This window comes from Psychrobacter sp. 4Dc (assembly GCF_002836715.1).
Classification (GTDB): Bacteria; Pseudomonadota; Gammaproteobacteria; order Pseudomonadales; family Moraxellaceae; genus Psychrobacter.
This window is the reverse complement of the sequence record NZ_PJAT01000112.1, coordinates 1-14,425: the sequence shown is the minus strand read 5'-3', so window position 1 is coordinate 14,425 and position 14,425 is coordinate 1. Positions and strand designations below refer to the sequence as shown.

The 14,425-nt window shown below is 42.1% G+C and carries 12 protein-coding genes and 1 pseudogene; 7 read left to right on the top strand and 6 right to left on the bottom strand.

Annotation, left to right across the window (positions count from 1 at the left end; translation table 11 throughout):
• The first annotated feature begins 169 nt into the window (after window positions 1-169).
• Entirely contained in the window at window positions 170-1,987 is a 1,818-nt protein-coding gene (locus CXF61_RS10460; RefSeq protein WP_165598172.1) for an aminopeptidase P family protein, read from the top strand.
• Window positions 1,988-2,125: 138 nt separating this feature from the next.
• Here CXF61_RS10460 and CXF61_RS10455 read toward each other — a convergent pair whose 3' ends face one another.
• The 3 genes from CXF61_RS10455 to CXF61_RS10445 form a co-directional block, all read right to left on the bottom strand.
• The gene (locus CXF61_RS10455) at window positions 2,126-2,974 is read right to left on the bottom strand and encodes a hypothetical protein (protein WP_165598171.1); all 849 of its coding nucleotides are present in this window, start codon (window positions 2,972-2,974) and stop codon (window positions 2,126-2,128) included.
• A gap of 130 nt (window positions 2,975-3,104) precedes the next feature.
• Window positions 3,105-4,439, bottom strand: coding sequence for a beta-ketoacyl-ACP synthase II (gene fabF, locus CXF61_RS10450; RefSeq protein ID WP_165598225.1), 1,335 nt, complete (start codon window positions 4,437-4,439; stop codon window positions 3,105-3,107).
• Between the two features lie 153 nt (window positions 4,440-4,592).
• Window positions 4,593-5,951, bottom strand: coding sequence for an anhydro-N-acetylmuramic acid kinase (locus CXF61_RS10445; RefSeq protein WP_165598170.1), 1,359 nt, complete (start codon window positions 5,949-5,951; stop codon window positions 4,593-4,595).
• A gap of 143 nt (window positions 5,952-6,094) precedes the next feature.
• On the opposite strand from CXF61_RS10445, the gene tyrS reads away from it, so the two are divergent.
• The 4 genes and pseudogenes from tyrS to CXF61_RS10425 all read left to right on the top strand — a co-directional run bounded on the left by tyrS (window position 6,095) and on the right by CXF61_RS10425 (window position 9,437).
• Entirely contained in the window at window positions 6,095-7,309 is a 1,215-nt protein-coding gene (gene tyrS / locus CXF61_RS10440) for a tyrosine--tRNA ligase (RefSeq protein WP_165598169.1), read from the top strand.
• A gap of 93 nt (window positions 7,310-7,402) precedes the next feature.
• Window positions 7,403-8,533, top strand: a complete 1,131-nt coding sequence (locus CXF61_RS10435) for an ImmA/IrrE family metallo-endopeptidase (RefSeq protein WP_165598168.1) — start codon at window positions 7,403-7,405, stop codon at window positions 8,531-8,533.
• A 214-nt stretch (window positions 8,534-8,747) separates the two neighbouring features.
• Window positions 8,748-9,212: pseudogene (locus CXF61_RS10430) on the top strand (DUF4411 family protein); the annotation flags it as partial.
• Between the two features lie 6 nt (window positions 9,213-9,218).
• Window positions 9,219-9,437: a DUF1653 domain-containing protein gene (locus tag CXF61_RS10425; RefSeq protein WP_165598166.1), complete on the top strand. Its 219-nt coding sequence runs from the start codon at window positions 9,219-9,221 to the stop codon at window positions 9,435-9,437.
• Between the two features lie 88 nt (window positions 9,438-9,525).
• Here CXF61_RS10425 and CXF61_RS10420 read toward each other — a convergent pair whose 3' ends face one another.
• Window positions 9,526-10,494, bottom strand: coding sequence for an alpha/beta fold hydrolase (locus tag CXF61_RS10420; protein ID WP_165598165.1), 969 nt, complete (start codon window positions 10,492-10,494; stop codon window positions 9,526-9,528).
• Between the two features lie 223 nt (window positions 10,495-10,717).
• On the opposite strand from CXF61_RS10420, the gene CXF61_RS10415 reads away from it, so the two are divergent.
• Entirely contained in the window at window positions 10,718-11,386 is a 669-nt protein-coding gene (locus tag CXF61_RS10415; protein WP_165598164.1) for a hypothetical protein, read from the top strand.
• 69 nt (window positions 11,387-11,455) lie between these two features.
• On the opposite strand, the gene CXF61_RS10410 is transcribed toward CXF61_RS10415, so the two are convergent.
• Together CXF61_RS10410 and upp are read right to left on the bottom strand one after the other, a co-directional pair.
• Window positions 11,456-12,205 carry an SDR family NAD(P)-dependent oxidoreductase gene (locus tag CXF61_RS10410; RefSeq protein ID WP_165598163.1) on the bottom strand — a complete coding sequence of 250 codons (750 nt, stop codon included), beginning with the start codon at window positions 12,203-12,205 and terminating at the stop codon, window positions 11,456-11,458.
• A gap of 73 nt (window positions 12,206-12,278) precedes the next feature.
• Window positions 12,279-12,938, bottom strand: a complete 660-nt coding sequence (gene upp / locus CXF61_RS10405) for a uracil phosphoribosyltransferase (protein WP_057761878.1) — start codon at window positions 12,936-12,938, stop codon at window positions 12,279-12,281.
• Window positions 12,939-13,296: 358 nt separating this feature from the next.
• On the opposite strand from upp, the gene CXF61_RS10400 reads away from it, so the two are divergent.
• Complete coding sequence (locus tag CXF61_RS10400) at window positions 13,297-13,986, top strand: DNA glycosylase (RefSeq protein ID WP_227526665.1); 690 nt, start codon at window positions 13,297-13,299, stop codon at window positions 13,984-13,986.
• Window positions 13,987-14,425: the final 439 nt, after the last annotated feature.

Below are 14,425 nucleotides of genomic sequence, written 5' to 3'. Positions count from 1 at the left end.
TAGATAGCTAAATAAGTAGACTGTTTGCTTGAATAATTGCTATCGATAATAAATATCTTATTAAAACTGAAGCGGTATCAAGAACTCAAACAAGACGACTATTAGAACAAGACGATTGTAAATAATCGCGCCATCATCAAATTTTATAACCTCTATAAGGACACATTCAATGAATAAACAAGCCATTCACGAACGTATTGCTAACTTACGTAGCACCTTAGCAGCGCAAGATCTCACCGCAATTATCGTCCCCTCTGCTGATCCACATTTATCTGAATATCTACCAGAGTACTGGCAAGCACGCTTATGGTTGTCAGGGTTTACCGGTTCTGTCGGCACACTGGTTGTGACTGCTGACTTTGCAGGTCTATGGACGGATAGCCGTTATTGGGTACATGCTGCCGACCAGTTAGAAGGCACAGGTATTACTTTAGAAAAGCTTGCGCCAGGTCAGCCAAATCATATCGACTGGCTAGCCGATCATTTGCAAGAAGGGGATAGCGTAGCAGTAGACGGCAACGTACTATCTATCGCCGAGCAAGATCGCCTGCTAAATGCTTTTGATGCCAATGACATTACTTTGATTACTGAGCGTGATGTGCTGACAGAGATTTGGACAGATCGCCCAGCACTACCAGCGGCCAAATTATACGCTCATGATGAGCAGTTCCTTGCTCAGTCTGCCACCTCAAAGCTTGCAGCAGTACGCGAAGGCATGGCAGAAGCAGGTGCGACCCATCATTTACTTTCAAGCTTAGACGATATCGCTTGGTTGACGAACTTGCGCGGCGCTGATGTTGATTATAATCCGGTATTCTTATCGCACATGTTGATTGATGCCGACAAAGCAACGTTGTTTGTTGATACTGATAAAGTAAGCGAAGATATTGCACAGAGTCTAAAAGACAGCGGTATCACATTGGCTGACTATTCTGCTGTGCAAGAGGCATTGAGTGCATTAACGCCAGACGATTTACTACTGTTAGATCCGAGCAAAGTTGCAGTAGGCACGCTCTCAAAAATGGCAGATGATGTTGGTTTTATTGAGCAAATGGCGCCTAGTACATTACTCAAATCTGTAAAATCTGATGCAGATATCGATCATGTGCGTGAAGCGATGCGTCAAGATGGTGCTGCTTTGGCTGAGTTTTTTGCCACATTTGAGCAGCGTCTAGCAAACGGCGAGCGTTTAAGTGAGCTAGATGTTGATAGCATGCTGATAGACGTGCGCAGTCGTCAGCCGCATTATGTCTCGCCAAGCTTCCCAACCATCGCAGGCTTTAATGAAAATGGCGCGTTGCCACATTACCGCGCTACACCAGAAAAATTCAGCTACCTTGATGTGGCCGAGGGCGAAGGCGGATTGCTACTGATTGACTCAGGCGCACAGTATCAAAACGGTACGACTGATATCACCCGCGTAGTTGGTATTGGGCAAGTCACTGCTGAGCATAAACGTGACTTTACTATTGTGTTAAAAGCTCACATTGCGCTAGCTCGCGCTCATTTCCCTGATGGTATCGCTTCACCGTTGATCGATGCCATTTGCCGTGCGCCATTATGGCAAGCACAGATGGACTATGGTCATGGTACGGGTCACGGCGTTGGGTATTTCTTAAACGTACATGAAGGCCCGCAAGTCATTGCCTATAGTGCTAGCACACCAAAAGAGCGCGCGATGAAAGTCGGTATGATTTCTAGTAATGAGCCAGGTCTATACCGCGAAGGCAAATGGGGTATTCGTATCGAGAACTTGGTAGTAAATACGCCAGTTGCTAAGCCTACTGAGACAGAGTTTGGTGATTTCTTGAACTTTGAGACCATCACTTACTGCCCAATCGATACGCGTCTGATTGAGCCGTCACTGTTGGATCAAACCGAGATTGATTGGCTAAATGACTATCATAGCCAAGTCTTCGCAGAGCTAAAAGATCGTGTTGAAGGGTCAGCGCTTGAATGGTTGACTGAACGTACCAAAGGTATTTAATACCAAGCTCAAAACATTAACTAAAAGTACTAAAAAGCCCCGTAAATAATTTACGGGGCTTTTTAGTGTTCGTTATTTAGTACTTAGTACTGAACGGCTGTTTCTAACTGTAGGTTTAATACTGAAAAATACGCACTGTTAGTGGATGCTTTTCTTAGCAGCTTCGTTATTAGTAGTTGAGTCATTCTGTTCGCTAAAGTGTTGGGTTACCTCAGCACGGAGCCAAGACTTTAGGTTTTCAGACATTAGCATCATTTGCTCACTTAGATAGTCATCGACCTGAGTTTCTAGCTCGCGGATTAGCTGTTGATGTGTCGCATCTAGCTTCGCGTCTTTTAGTGCTAAATTAATCGCTGCACTGGCTTTATTATTAATATCTTTAATGTGGTTATCACTAAGCGCATGTGCCTGTTCGCTAATGGTTTTGCTGTCAGCACTTTTATTATCGCTAGCATTGCCTTCAGTATTGACGACTTCTGATATCGCTTTTTCAGTCTTTGCGCTAGAATTATCAGTAACAAAATCGTCAGTAACAGCGCTATCTGTCACGACTTTATCTGTGTTTACTTTAGCTACGTCGGTAGCAGCCAGTTTTTTGTCATTATTGTCTTGCTCTAACGCTGACTGCGTATTTTTTTCTTGTTCTTTTTGAGTTGCTTCTGCCTTGCGTGTGGCTTCTTCTGCTTCTTTTTTCTTCTGCTCTTCTTCTAGCTTTTGTTTTGCAGCGGCCGCGTCTTCTTTCTCTTGTTTGTCCGTGATCGCTTTCGCAATGGCTTGTTCTGCATTGTAGTTGTCATATAGCTCGTCTACATGCGCATCTAAATCATGAGTATTAAAAGTGAAGTCTTCAAATGAGGTATCAGGTTGTAGCAGGGTAGTGATGTCTTTTAGTTCTTGGGTAATCGCTGCGCGTACTGGCTCAGGCGCACACGTCCAGCGTTGATAAAACTGATGGGAAAATGAGTAGCTTGACATGGTATCTTCCATAAATGTTCCAAAAATTACCCCTTATCATACGCAAGTACGATAAGGGGCTGCAAGTGGACAAACGTAGCAAATCTGACACCAACGTTACAACGCATTCATTACCATGCGCTGAAATGTAGATAGATGGCTGTTATTGATTGACAGGCCAGCGAGCAAATACCAAGGAGCCATTGGTACCACCAAAGCCGAAGCTGTTGGATACTGCATACTGCAAGTTATCAACTTTGCGTGATTGATTAGCCACATAATCAAGGTTACAGTTGTCCTCGACATCATCTAGATTGATCGTAGCTGGTACGTGCTGATTTTGTAGGGCGAGTACGGTAAATATGGCTTCTACACCGCCAGCTGCACCTAGTAGGTGTCCGGTCATTGACTTGGTTGAACTCACCAAAATGCTGTCTTTCACTGGCGAAAATACCGTTTCGATAGCAATTGATTCGGCGACGTCACCTGCAGGTGTACTGGTACCGTGTGCATTGACATAACCGACGCTTGATGGTTCAATCCCAGCATCATTGAGTGCATTGCGCATGGCTTTTGCAGCGCCGCTACCATCTTCTGGTGGTGCGGTAATATGACTGGCATCATCGCTCATGCCAAACCCGACCAGCTCTGCCAGTATTGTGGCACCGCGCGCTTTGGCGTGAGCAAGGCTTTCTAATATCACCACGCCAGCACCATCACCAAGTACAAAACCGTCACGACCTTTATCAAATGGACGAGAGGCTTTGGTTGGCTCGTCGTTGCGCGTAGATAGTGCATGCATAGCACTAAAGCCAGCTATACCAAGTGGGCTAGAGCCTTTTTCACTACCGCCTGCCAACATGACATCGGCATCACCGTAGGCGATCAAACGCGCAGCAAGACCCATAGCATGAGTCGCCGTGGTACAAGCTGTTGAGGTCGCAAGGTTTGGGCCTTTTAAGTTGTGTTTAATCGCTACCAGTCCAGCGGCCATATTAACGATAGAGCCTGGGATAATAAAAGGTGAGACTTTGCCTGCGCCTTTTTCGTGTAAGGTATCACGGCTGTTCTCAATTGTTTGAATACCGCCAATACCTGAACCTAAAATGATACCAAAGCGATCTTGGTCAACGCCTTGCACAGGTGCATCAGCAGCACTGACTTCCTCGATAAAACCAGCGTGTTTTAGTGCCATGGCAGAAGCGGCAACCCCATAATGCATGAACTCATCATAGCGACGTGCATCTTTGGCATTCATATATTGTTTGGCATCAAAATCTTTGATCACGCCTGCGATTTGCGCACGGTAGCCGGTGGCATCGAAATGCGTAATCGGTGAGATACCACTCTCGCCATTGAGCAATTTGGTCCATGAGCTATCGACGTCTAGACCGAGCGGCGTAATGGCGCCCATACCTGTGACTACCACACGCGTATCATCAGAACGCTCGTAGTGAGGTGGTTTTTGACGCGATTTATGTACAGGTGCTGCAGTCATATTATTTGTGTCATCAGTGGTGGCTTGGTCGATAGGTGAACTACTATTCTGGCTCATGCGATATATCCTATACTTACAGGTCCTAAGAGGATGGCGTTTCAAAAGTCATTATAAAACACATAAGTGCACGTATGTAAACTAAAATTTAACTGGTCAGGCAAAACATACTTGACCCAATACCACGCCTTTATTTGCACCAGTTACCGCTGGTAAATTACCAGTTTCTCCCATCAATGTTTGTCTGGCTAACCATGCAAAAGCAACGGCCTCTACCCATGTTGGCGCAAGTCCTAAATGTTCAGTGGTTTTTACTGTGCAATGGGGTAGGTGTGCTTGCAGGCGTGTCATTAAATAGTCATTCAATGCGCCGCCGCCGCAAACATAAACTGAGCTGTTTTTTGAATGACTGATAAACATATTGATTTGCGTACTGGCACTGATAGCCGTTAGCTCAGTCAAGGTTGCTTGCACATCGGCTGCTGAATAACTGATGTTAGCATTAGCTTGCTCAAAAGCCTGTAGCTCACCCTGCAACCAAGTTAAATTAAAGTCCTCACGGCCTGTACTTTTTGGATGAGATTGAGCAAAAAACGGATGTGCCAAAAGTTGCTGTAATAATGGCTCAATGAGAGTTCCAGACTGCGCCCAAGCGCCACCTGCATCATAAGCATTCTCGGTATGCAAAGATATCCACGCATCCAATAATAAGTTGGCAGGTCCAGTATCGTAGCCAACAACTTGAGTTTCTTCACTGGCTGGCAAGACCGTTATATTGGCAATACCGCCTAAGTTCAATAGCACACGGGTACTATCAGGGTTGGCAAATAATGCCTGATGAAACGCAGGTACCAACGGTGCGCCTTGACCACCAACTGCCATGTCACGACGTCGGAAGTCACTGACCACGCTGATACCTGTACGCTCAGCGATGATACTGGCATCGACCAGTTGCAATGTGAATCCCATTTGCGGACGATGGCGTACGGTTTGTCCATGACAGCCAATCGCCAGTACTGACTCAGGATCGGTATTTGATTGCTGTAATAAAGCATTGACCACTTCGCTCGCAAACTCAGCGTACGCGCGACTTGCCCAGCCGAACCAATCCAACTCACTGCTTGGTTCATCGGCCTCTGGTACGAGTTGATTCACGCCATTCGGCTGACATAATGCCAATAGTACTTCACGCAGACGTGGCGGAAAATCTTGGCTATAGGTCGCAAGCAGTCGCATCGGCGGTTGGGTATTGTCTTCGTTGTTCATCTCAGGATTAAACTGACAAAGAACAGCATCCATACCGTCCAAACTGGTGCCAGACATCATGCCAATATATAAGCCATCATCAAAGCTTTCAAACACGGTTTGCTCAAGTGCATCAGTTAGGGTGGCATAGTTCGAATTATCAGAGGTCAAATCATCAATATTGTCTGAAGGGTTATCCAAACCATTATTCATAAGCAAGTCTGCGAGGGCATTATGGTCAGTATCAGCAATCGATGCGGGGTTGGTCATGGCAATTTACCTTAAAAAACGCTAGTATATCCGTCAAATTCTAGCATTTTTTCTGACCTTTTGAGGTTCTAAACTTCCTAAGGTGTTGAGCCAGTAACCGTCATTCATAAAAATCCCAATTAAAGTGATATATAGAGAGCATCATGACCAATCAAACTTACACCCTAGAAGAACAACTAGCCCTTATTCAGCGCGGTACGCAAGAGATATTATCTGAAGACGACTTAGTGGCTAAGCTAAAGCTCAATCGTCCACTACGTATCAAGGCTGGCTTTGATCCTACCGCACCAGATCTGCATTTGGGTCACACGGTATTGATCAATAAGCTTAAGCATTTTCAAGATTTGGGTCATGAGATTTATTTTCTAATCGGCGATTATACCGCCAAGATTGGTGATCCTTCTGGCAAAAACAGCACACGTCCACCATTGACCGATGAGCAAATCAAAGCCAATGCCACGACTTATGCTGAGCAAGTATTCAAAATCTTGGACAAAGAAAAAACTCGCGTAGTCTTTAACTCTGAGTGGTTCAATGACATGAGCGCCGCTGACATGATTCAGCTGGCCAGTCAGCAAACCGTCTCGCGTATGCTAGAGCGTGATGATTTCTCAAAACGCTATGCATCACAAACGCCCATCTCTATTCATGAGTTTCTCTACCCGCTAGTACAAGGCTACGACTCTATCGCCCTAAAAGCCGATGTTGAGCTTGGTGGTACCGATCAAACCTTTAACTTATTAATGGGTCGCACGTTGCAAGGCCGTTATGGTCAAGAGCAGCAAGTGTGTATCACAGTGCCGATTTTGGAAGGGTTAGACGGCGTTAATAAAATGTCTAAGTCGTTGAATAACTATGTGGCTATCTATGATGCGCCAGGTACCATGTACCAAAAAATCCTATCAATGCCAGACACCCTGATTCATCGCTATTTTGAATTTTTAAGCTTTAAACCAATGGAAGAAGTCGAAGGTTTATTGGCGGAGATGAAAGAAGGTCGTAACCCACAAGAAATCAAACGTATCTTAGCCGAAGAATTGATTGAGCGTTTCCATGATGCCGCTGCCGCTGCTAATGCGCACAAATCTGCCGGTAACGTCTTAGCAGATGGTGAGCTACCAGTTGATTTGCCAGAAGTAAAATTGACGCTTGAAGATGGTCAAGAGGCCTTGTTTATCACACAGATATTAAACCAAGCAGGTTTAACTAAAAATAGTGCAGCGGCAAAAGATATGATTAAACGTAATGCAGTCAAAGTCGATGGCGAAGAGGTTAATGCAGGGTTTAGCTTAACCTCAGGTCAAACGGTCGTGATTCAAGCAGGCAAAAAAGCTTATGCGAAAGTGACTGTAAGTTAAATTAAAGTAACACATTTACAAACTTGAACTATAAATGAAGATATAATATTCATTATATCTTCACTTTCATTTAATTAGGAATTTTAGACATATATGGCAAGCCGTCAGCTAGTGACACACTCTCCTAAAGCTTTAAATCATTATCGAAAACAGATGTCGCTATCTGTAGACTTGCTTGCCAAAAAATCGAATACTAATCTGAAGAAAGCTCTCATGGGTGAAGTCGAATCCGAAGTTTTCACTGTGAAACAATTAGAGAGTATCGCCAAAACTCTCGTTATACCTACCCATTATCTTACAATGGACAAGGTTTATAATAGAAATATTCCAGAGTATATTGACCATAGGAACTACTCAGATAAAAATTCGAATGATGAGGATCTATATGAGCTAAATAAACTGATTAGTGAAGTTTATAAAGATAGAGAAAACTTATTACATGTATACGATGCTATTGAAGAAACCCTTGGAAATTTCCAGTTAAGCTTATCAGGGAATAATGCACAGGAAGATGCTCAACGTATTCGAGATTTTCTAGATGTGGATAACGCTCGTTTGACTGTTGAAGGGAGTGACTACTATAAGTCATGGCGCTTATTATTAGAAAAAAAAGATGTTCTAGTTCTAGAAAAGTCTAGACTTAGCATCGGTTCAGAAGGTTTGTCTCTTTTTTATGATGTCTTACCTATTATAGTTATTATTACATCTGGTCAAACTCCATCGAGAAAGCTCTTTACTTTAATTCATGAACTAGTACATTTAGGTCTAAGACAAAGTGCTTTAGATGGCTATATTTTAGAAGCTGACAATAAAACTGAAAGTTATTGTAATGAAGTAGCAGGCCATGTATTAGTACCTACTTCAGTGATAAATAAAATCTATGATGAAAAAAAGCAATTAATCGAAAATATTGAACATATTCGAAAAGATATTAAAGTCAGTTATGATGCGATTGCTATACAGTTAAAGCAAGTAGGCAAAATCTCACAAAGCGATTTAAATACATATTTTGCTAATAAACAGAAAGAAATAGATGAAAGAGATAGTGGTTTTAGAGCTAGTTATAAAAAACATACTACCTATAATCACTTTGGTAAGATTTATATTCAGCAAGTTTTTTCAGCTGTTTGGGAGGATGCACTAAGTTTAGGTAGTGCCATGAGAATTCTAGGTATTGAAAAAATGAGTGATTTAGACCATCTAGAGAAGAAGGCCTTTACCTAATGACATTAATATGTTGTGTGGATACCAATGCGTTATTAGATATATGCTATCGTTATTACCCTAATGATTCTTTGGTGGTGTTCTAAAAAGTATGCTGGCGCTAAAAGTCAATAAGAAGTCTATGCTAAGTTCTCTGATTATATATGGCTTTTAAAGCTTCAAAAATTGTTCAAATTTTGATCAGCATACTTTTTGACACACCACCGATTCTTTTACAGGTTTGTGGGATGGATTAGAGTCTGCTGTTATTGCAGGGCAAGTACGTTTTATTCAATCTGAGCATATTAATAAAGAAGTTGAAAGGAAGCTTGCTCAGTTCGACTATTCTAGAAACAAATATGATGATTTCATGAGGCGTCTTAAAGTAGATGTAATAAGAAACAGTGATTATGCTCAGGCGCTAATCAGCTTAAAAGGAGATTTAGCTAGTAATGTGCCTTTCATTGCCAAAAAGCAAGGAACATTTCTGGATAATTTAGATGAAGACTTATCAAACATCTCAGTAGCATCTATTAAGAATGCGAAAGTTATTACTAGCGAACAAGGCTTTAATACAGATATTACTAACCCAGTATTAAGAAAAAATACTCAATTAAAAATTCCTGATGTCTGTCGTTATAAACATATTCCTTGTAGCAATTGGTTAGATGTATTCACTCACTTAGGCATGAGATTTTAATTTGTTATGATAACCCAAGGCATTTACCGCCACTATAAAGGCAGTCTTTATCAAGTATTGCATACGGCGCAGCATTCAGAAACTGAGGAATCGCTAGTGGTGTATCGTTGCTTATATGGTGAGTATGGCGTGTGGGTTCGTCCGCTTGCTATGTTCGCTGAAACAGTTACGGTTGATGGTAAGGAAATTCCACGATTTGAATTGATTAAACCATTAAATGATTAATACTTAGCCAATAATTTAGATTGAATTTAGCGCACAAAACAACGACCCGTTGAGGTCGTTTTTTTTGTACATTATTAAAAACCCATAATTAAGCGTTCAGAAACTCTTTCAAGACTTGATAAAAACTAACTGGTGCATCCATCGGCACGGCATGGCCTGATGTTGGCAAAATAATACTGTGCGCATTGGGCAGCAGAGTCGTCAAACGCTGTTGCCACTCTGCATTATATAACTGCGAGCGCGCACCAATCAGTAAGGTAGTCGGAATATTGACTGTTGGCAAAACCTCGCGGTAATCGTAGGGCAGTGCAACATACGCAGATAGGCAGCGCAGTTTGTGTTGCCATGTCGCGTGCTGCATTAGTGAGATTTTGTGTGGTGCCCGATAACTGAGGGCTTTTACCAATAATTGCGAAGGTTTACTACTGACAGAGAGTAGAGAAAAAGAGCGTTCCATGTCTAACAAATTCACTTTTAATCGATAGGGCAGGTGACGGAAGTCAACCATTTGCTCGGCTTGTAAATAAGGAGCAGTGTCGGTAATTAACTGTGTAAATTGCGCAAACAATTCGGTTTGTCGTGTGCCGAATACACCGCCACCTTGCCAGTCTGGCTGATTATGAATAATCGGTGCTTGATCAATGTTCAGATAGTGACTGACGCGCTGAGTACCAAAGCGCTGAAAATACGCCCACATGACCAATGCTCCCATCGATATCGCGGCAACAGGAAAAGCCTCAAAGCCAGTTTCTTTGCTCACGTATTCAAATACATCTTGGGTATCTTGTGCATATTGCTCGATAAAATCAAACGTTGGCAGCGTTAGGTTACTGGCCAAACCAAACCCTCTAAAATGAGGCAAGTAAAAGCAGTAGTGCTGAATGAGCGGTAAAATAAATGGCAAAAATTGCCTCGCATCCATACCAAAAGCGTGCATTAATAGGACAGGTTTACCTTTGCCAATGACAGAGACGGGCAGCAGTGTTCCATCAGCTGTTTGGACAGTAATGGTCTTTAGCTGGTAGGGAGTAGGAAACGGTATGAGATCTTTTTTCATAGAGTGATATCTCTTTGATTCTTCAAGCTGTCTCGGTCAATTTAGTTAAGAAAGTATAGCGGTAGAATATACCACTACAAAATAGTTATACCGCGAATAAAAGACTGCTATATTAAAGCTGTCGCCTGACCATAGCATGGAATTTGGCTAAGGGTAAAAGTCAACAGTGATACTATACCAGTGCTATATAGGGGCTGAAAATGATTGTTGAGGATACAAGTGCATGAGTAGATCAACATTGCCATTACTCGATAGTAGCCTATATCCACAAGTATGGCAGCAGCAGACATTTACCAGTCCGCAAGCGCTTTTACTGTCGCTGTTATCTGCTACTTTGAGTAGGGATATCACAATTGATGCCAGTGCTTTTACCAAGCAGTTATTAGCAGACGATGTTTATCAGGAATGGATTAATACTACGGTGTTCGGGCGTTATTTACATCGTAACTTCACCGCGTTTTATCAGCAGACAGAAGACAGTTTTAACACAGATATGCCTGCATTGTTCCGACAAGAATTAGTACGGCATACGCAATATTTACCATTAGGTCAGATATTGTTTTTTGCAGGAGATATGCCCAAAAGTGTACGACAGACAAAGACGTTAACCACTACGGTGAATCCAGCAACGGCAATAATAAATGCTCAAAATCTGGCACAAAAGCTGACCGTGAATACTTCAAGGTTAATTATTAATCAGATAACTATCACTGGTAAGCAAGTATTAGGGTTTGCGATACGTCATAATAAGCGCACTAGCGAACGTCTGCGTAACGAAGTGTTGATTTTGGACTTTCAGGATTTGCGTTTGGTCAATGAGCAAGCTATTGAAGACATAAAAAAAAGCAATATAGATGACTCTATATTGCTTCGATCTTATGAGATGCGCTAACAGGTTCGGTGTTGATAAGTGTTATATTGATAATCGACATTAATACTAAAACTAGCCGACCAGTTAATATTAATCTTGCTTGGCAATCGTTAGCCCATTATAGGTCTGGGCGACTGGCATTACTTCTAGGCGATTAACGTTGATATGAGCAGGTGACTCAATTAGCCATAACAAAATATCACCGATATCTTCACCTGTCATGGTTTTAAAACCGTCATACACCTTGGCAGCTTTGTCATCGTCCCCGTGATAGCGCACGTTTGAAAACTCAGTGCCAGCCACATTGCCAGGTTCAAGGTTGGTCACGCGTACTTGGGTGCCAATCAGATCCGCTCGCAAGTTTAAGCTGAACTGTTTTACAAACGCTTTAGTTGCGCCGTAAACGTTGCCACCAAAGTAAGGCCAGCTACCAGCAATCGAACCAACATTAATAATATAACCGCTATCGCGAGCTACCATCGCTGGCAAGACCGCATGGGTCAATGCCATCAAGCCTTTAACATTGGTATCAGTCATACGCATCCAGTCATCAAGACTGGCCTTGTGAGCAGGCTCTGTACCCAGTGCCAATCCTGCATTATTGACCAAGACATCGATTTGTTTAAAATCATCAGGCAAGTCAGCAATGATTTGCGGAATAGAAGCTGTATCACTCACATCCATAACCACGGGTAAAAAAGCCTCACCTAAAGTCTCTGCCAATGCATTCAGTTTATCAAGGCGTCTGGCGCAACCAATCACGCGATGGCCGTTAGCAACCAAACGTTCTGCCAACGCTTTACCAAAACCCGCGCTCGCTCCTGTAATCAATACGTTCATGATCTGTCCTTATTATTGATGCTGTCTGCTGTTGCTATAATTTTGATGACGACTTTATTTACCCTAATGCGACTTATCTATTCGATAACTGCTTACCAAAAATCTTATCGCCAGCATCGCCTAGACCTGGGATGATGTAACCATGCTCATCCAAATGGCTGTCTAGCGCAGCGGTGTAGATAGTCACGTCAGGATGCGCTTCATTTACCAAGCGTACGCCTTCAGGTGCAGCCACCAATACCAATGCTTTAATATTAGTACAGCCATTTTTCTTTAGCATCTCGATGGTCGCAACCATTGAGCCGCCTGTGGCTAGCATTGGATCAATGATAAGTGCAGGACGTTTGTCCATGTGGCTCACGAATTTTTCAAAGAAAGGGACTGGCTGCAACGTTTCTTCATCACGTTGTAGACCGACCACAGAAATCTTAGCAGTAGGGATCAAATCGAGCACCCCATCAAGCATGCCAATACCTGCGCGTAAAATCGGTACGATCGTCGCCGTCTTACCGATGATTTGCTCACCAGTGATTTCGCCACACCATCCTTCCATTGGGAAAGTTTCGATTTCAAAGTCACGGCTTGCTTCATAAGCCATCAAGCGCGCAAGCTCTTTGGTCAATGTACGAAATTTATAAGTACTACAGTCTTTTTCGCGCATAAGGCTGAGTTTATGACGGACTAGTGGATGATCGATTACCGTAATTTTTAAATCGCTGTTTAAGTCACTCATAAGTACTCTCTTGGTTTCTTGTCTGATGCTTGCGCAGTTACTGCGGTTGCTATTAGTATAAAAGATACAAACACTTACCGCACTTTAACCATATCTTTAGCTCATAAATAGTAAAGTTAAATCCTTCACAATCAAGCTAATTAACTACTTTACGACAGTGCTCATTTATCGCAATGACAATATTTGCGTTCACAGCTGCCATCAAAGCCTAAGCAATTCAGGCCAAGTAAAAAGATATCGCGCTATTTAAGTCAACTGATTGAACCGACTAAGTTTGGCTATATAGCGTGATTATAAGTGAGGTAGTGTTTAGACTTGCTATGATACCAAAAAAACCGCTTTTCTGATGAAGAATATCATGACTATAAAAACACCAAGCACTCAAAAAACCACTGATACTGAATCGAAATTGTCTAATGACAAAGCCACAGAGCTCGAAACCCATCCTTTTGAGCCTGTCTTACCACCCAATGCAACGGTCATGATGATGGGTACGTTTCCACCGACTGCTGATAAATGGGCGATGAGCTTTCATTATCCTAATTTTTATAATGATATGTGGCGGATATATGGTCGAGTATTTTTTGATGATGCTGACTACTTTAGAATAGGCGATGAGAAGCGCTTTGACCCTGAGCGCATTCGAGATTTTATGTTTGAACGTGGCATTGCGTCTTGTCCGACAGTAAAGCAGGCCATCCGTGAGACGGGTAATGCTTCGGATAAAAATCTAACGGTAGTCACACCTGTTGATTTAGATGTTATCTTGCCACAAGTGCCGAAGGTAAAGTCATTGTTTACGACAGGAGGCAAGGCGACCGAAGTACTGCTTGGGTTATTAGACGAGCCAATTGCCAAATCAAAGCATCCAAAAACCAATCAAAGTATGGATTATCCTTATCAATGGCAGAGTACAGACGACCAGAAAGCTGATGTGAATAATCTAACCTTATACAGATTGCCGTCAACCTCACGTGCTTATCCACTATCGTTGGATAAGAAAGTCGCTGCGTATAAAGCGTTTTTTGAAAAAATGGGTAAGTTATAAAATGGAAATAGAGAAATGGTTGCACTAATCGAAGATAAAGTTCAAAGATAATAAAAGGTATTTATCTAGTAAATCTAAACGTCTTTGATGTTATGAATTATAGTAAATAGCACATCTATAGTCAGTCTTTAAACCTATTGAAATTAATCAAACGATAACCCATTGAAAAAAATACAGATTTATTCATCTACTAAAATAAGATTAAAAACATTAATAAAACAGGTTGACACAAAAGTTAAACCGTCTATAATACGCACCTCATCAAGACGAGCTGGAGGTAGATAGTGTGTAGATTACACATTAATAACCCAGTTAACTTGTTGAAACAAATTAAAAAAAAGAAGTTGACAGACTATTAAATCATGATATGATGGTCAGCTCGCTAAATAGGATAAGCCACATTGGCTGACTTGTTTAGTTTGAAATACTAGCACTGGAC

What these genes read in the sequence shown, in the direction of transcription:
- CXF61_RS10410 (WP_165598163.1), bottom strand. Translation starts at nt 12,205, where the DNA reads ATGAACGTATTGATTACAGGAGCGAGCGCGGGTTTTGGTAAAGCGTTG.
- CXF61_RS10455 (WP_165598171.1), bottom strand. Translation starts at nt 2,974, where the DNA reads ATGGAAGATACCATGTCAAGCTACTCATTTTCCCATCAGTTTTATCAA.
- CXF61_RS10460 (WP_165598172.1), top strand. Translation starts at nt 170, where the DNA reads ATGAATAAACAAGCCATTCACGAACGTATTGCTAACTTACGTAGCACC.
- CXF61_RS10420 (WP_165598165.1), bottom strand. Translation starts at nt 10,494, where the DNA reads ATGAAAAAAGATCTCATACCGTTTCCTACTCCCTACCAGCTAAAGACC.
- CXF61_RS10400 (WP_227526665.1), top strand. Translation starts at nt 13,297, where the DNA reads ATGACTATAAAAACACCAAGCACTCAAAAAACCACTGATACTGAATCG.
- upp (WP_057761878.1), bottom strand. Translation starts at nt 12,938, where the DNA reads ATGAGTGACTTAAACAGCGATTTAAAAATTACGGTAATCGATCATCCA.
- tyrS (WP_165598169.1), top strand. Translation starts at nt 6,095, where the DNA reads ATGACCAATCAAACTTACACCCTAGAAGAACAACTAGCCCTTATTCAG.
- CXF61_RS10415 (WP_165598164.1), top strand. Translation starts at nt 10,718, where the DNA reads ATGAGTAGATCAACATTGCCATTACTCGATAGTAGCCTATATCCACAA.
- CXF61_RS10445 (WP_165598170.1), bottom strand. Translation starts at nt 5,951, where the DNA reads ATGACCAACCCCGCATCGATTGCTGATACTGACCATAATGCCCTCGCA.
- fabF (WP_165598225.1), bottom strand. Translation starts at nt 4,439, where the DNA reads ATGACTGCAGCACCTGTACATAAATCGCGTCAAAAACCACCTCACTAC.
- CXF61_RS10425 (WP_165598166.1), top strand. Translation starts at nt 9,219, where the DNA reads ATGATAACCCAAGGCATTTACCGCCACTATAAAGGCAGTCTTTATCAA.
- CXF61_RS10435 (WP_165598168.1), top strand. Translation starts at nt 7,403, where the DNA reads ATGGCAAGCCGTCAGCTAGTGACACACTCTCCTAAAGCTTTAAATCAT.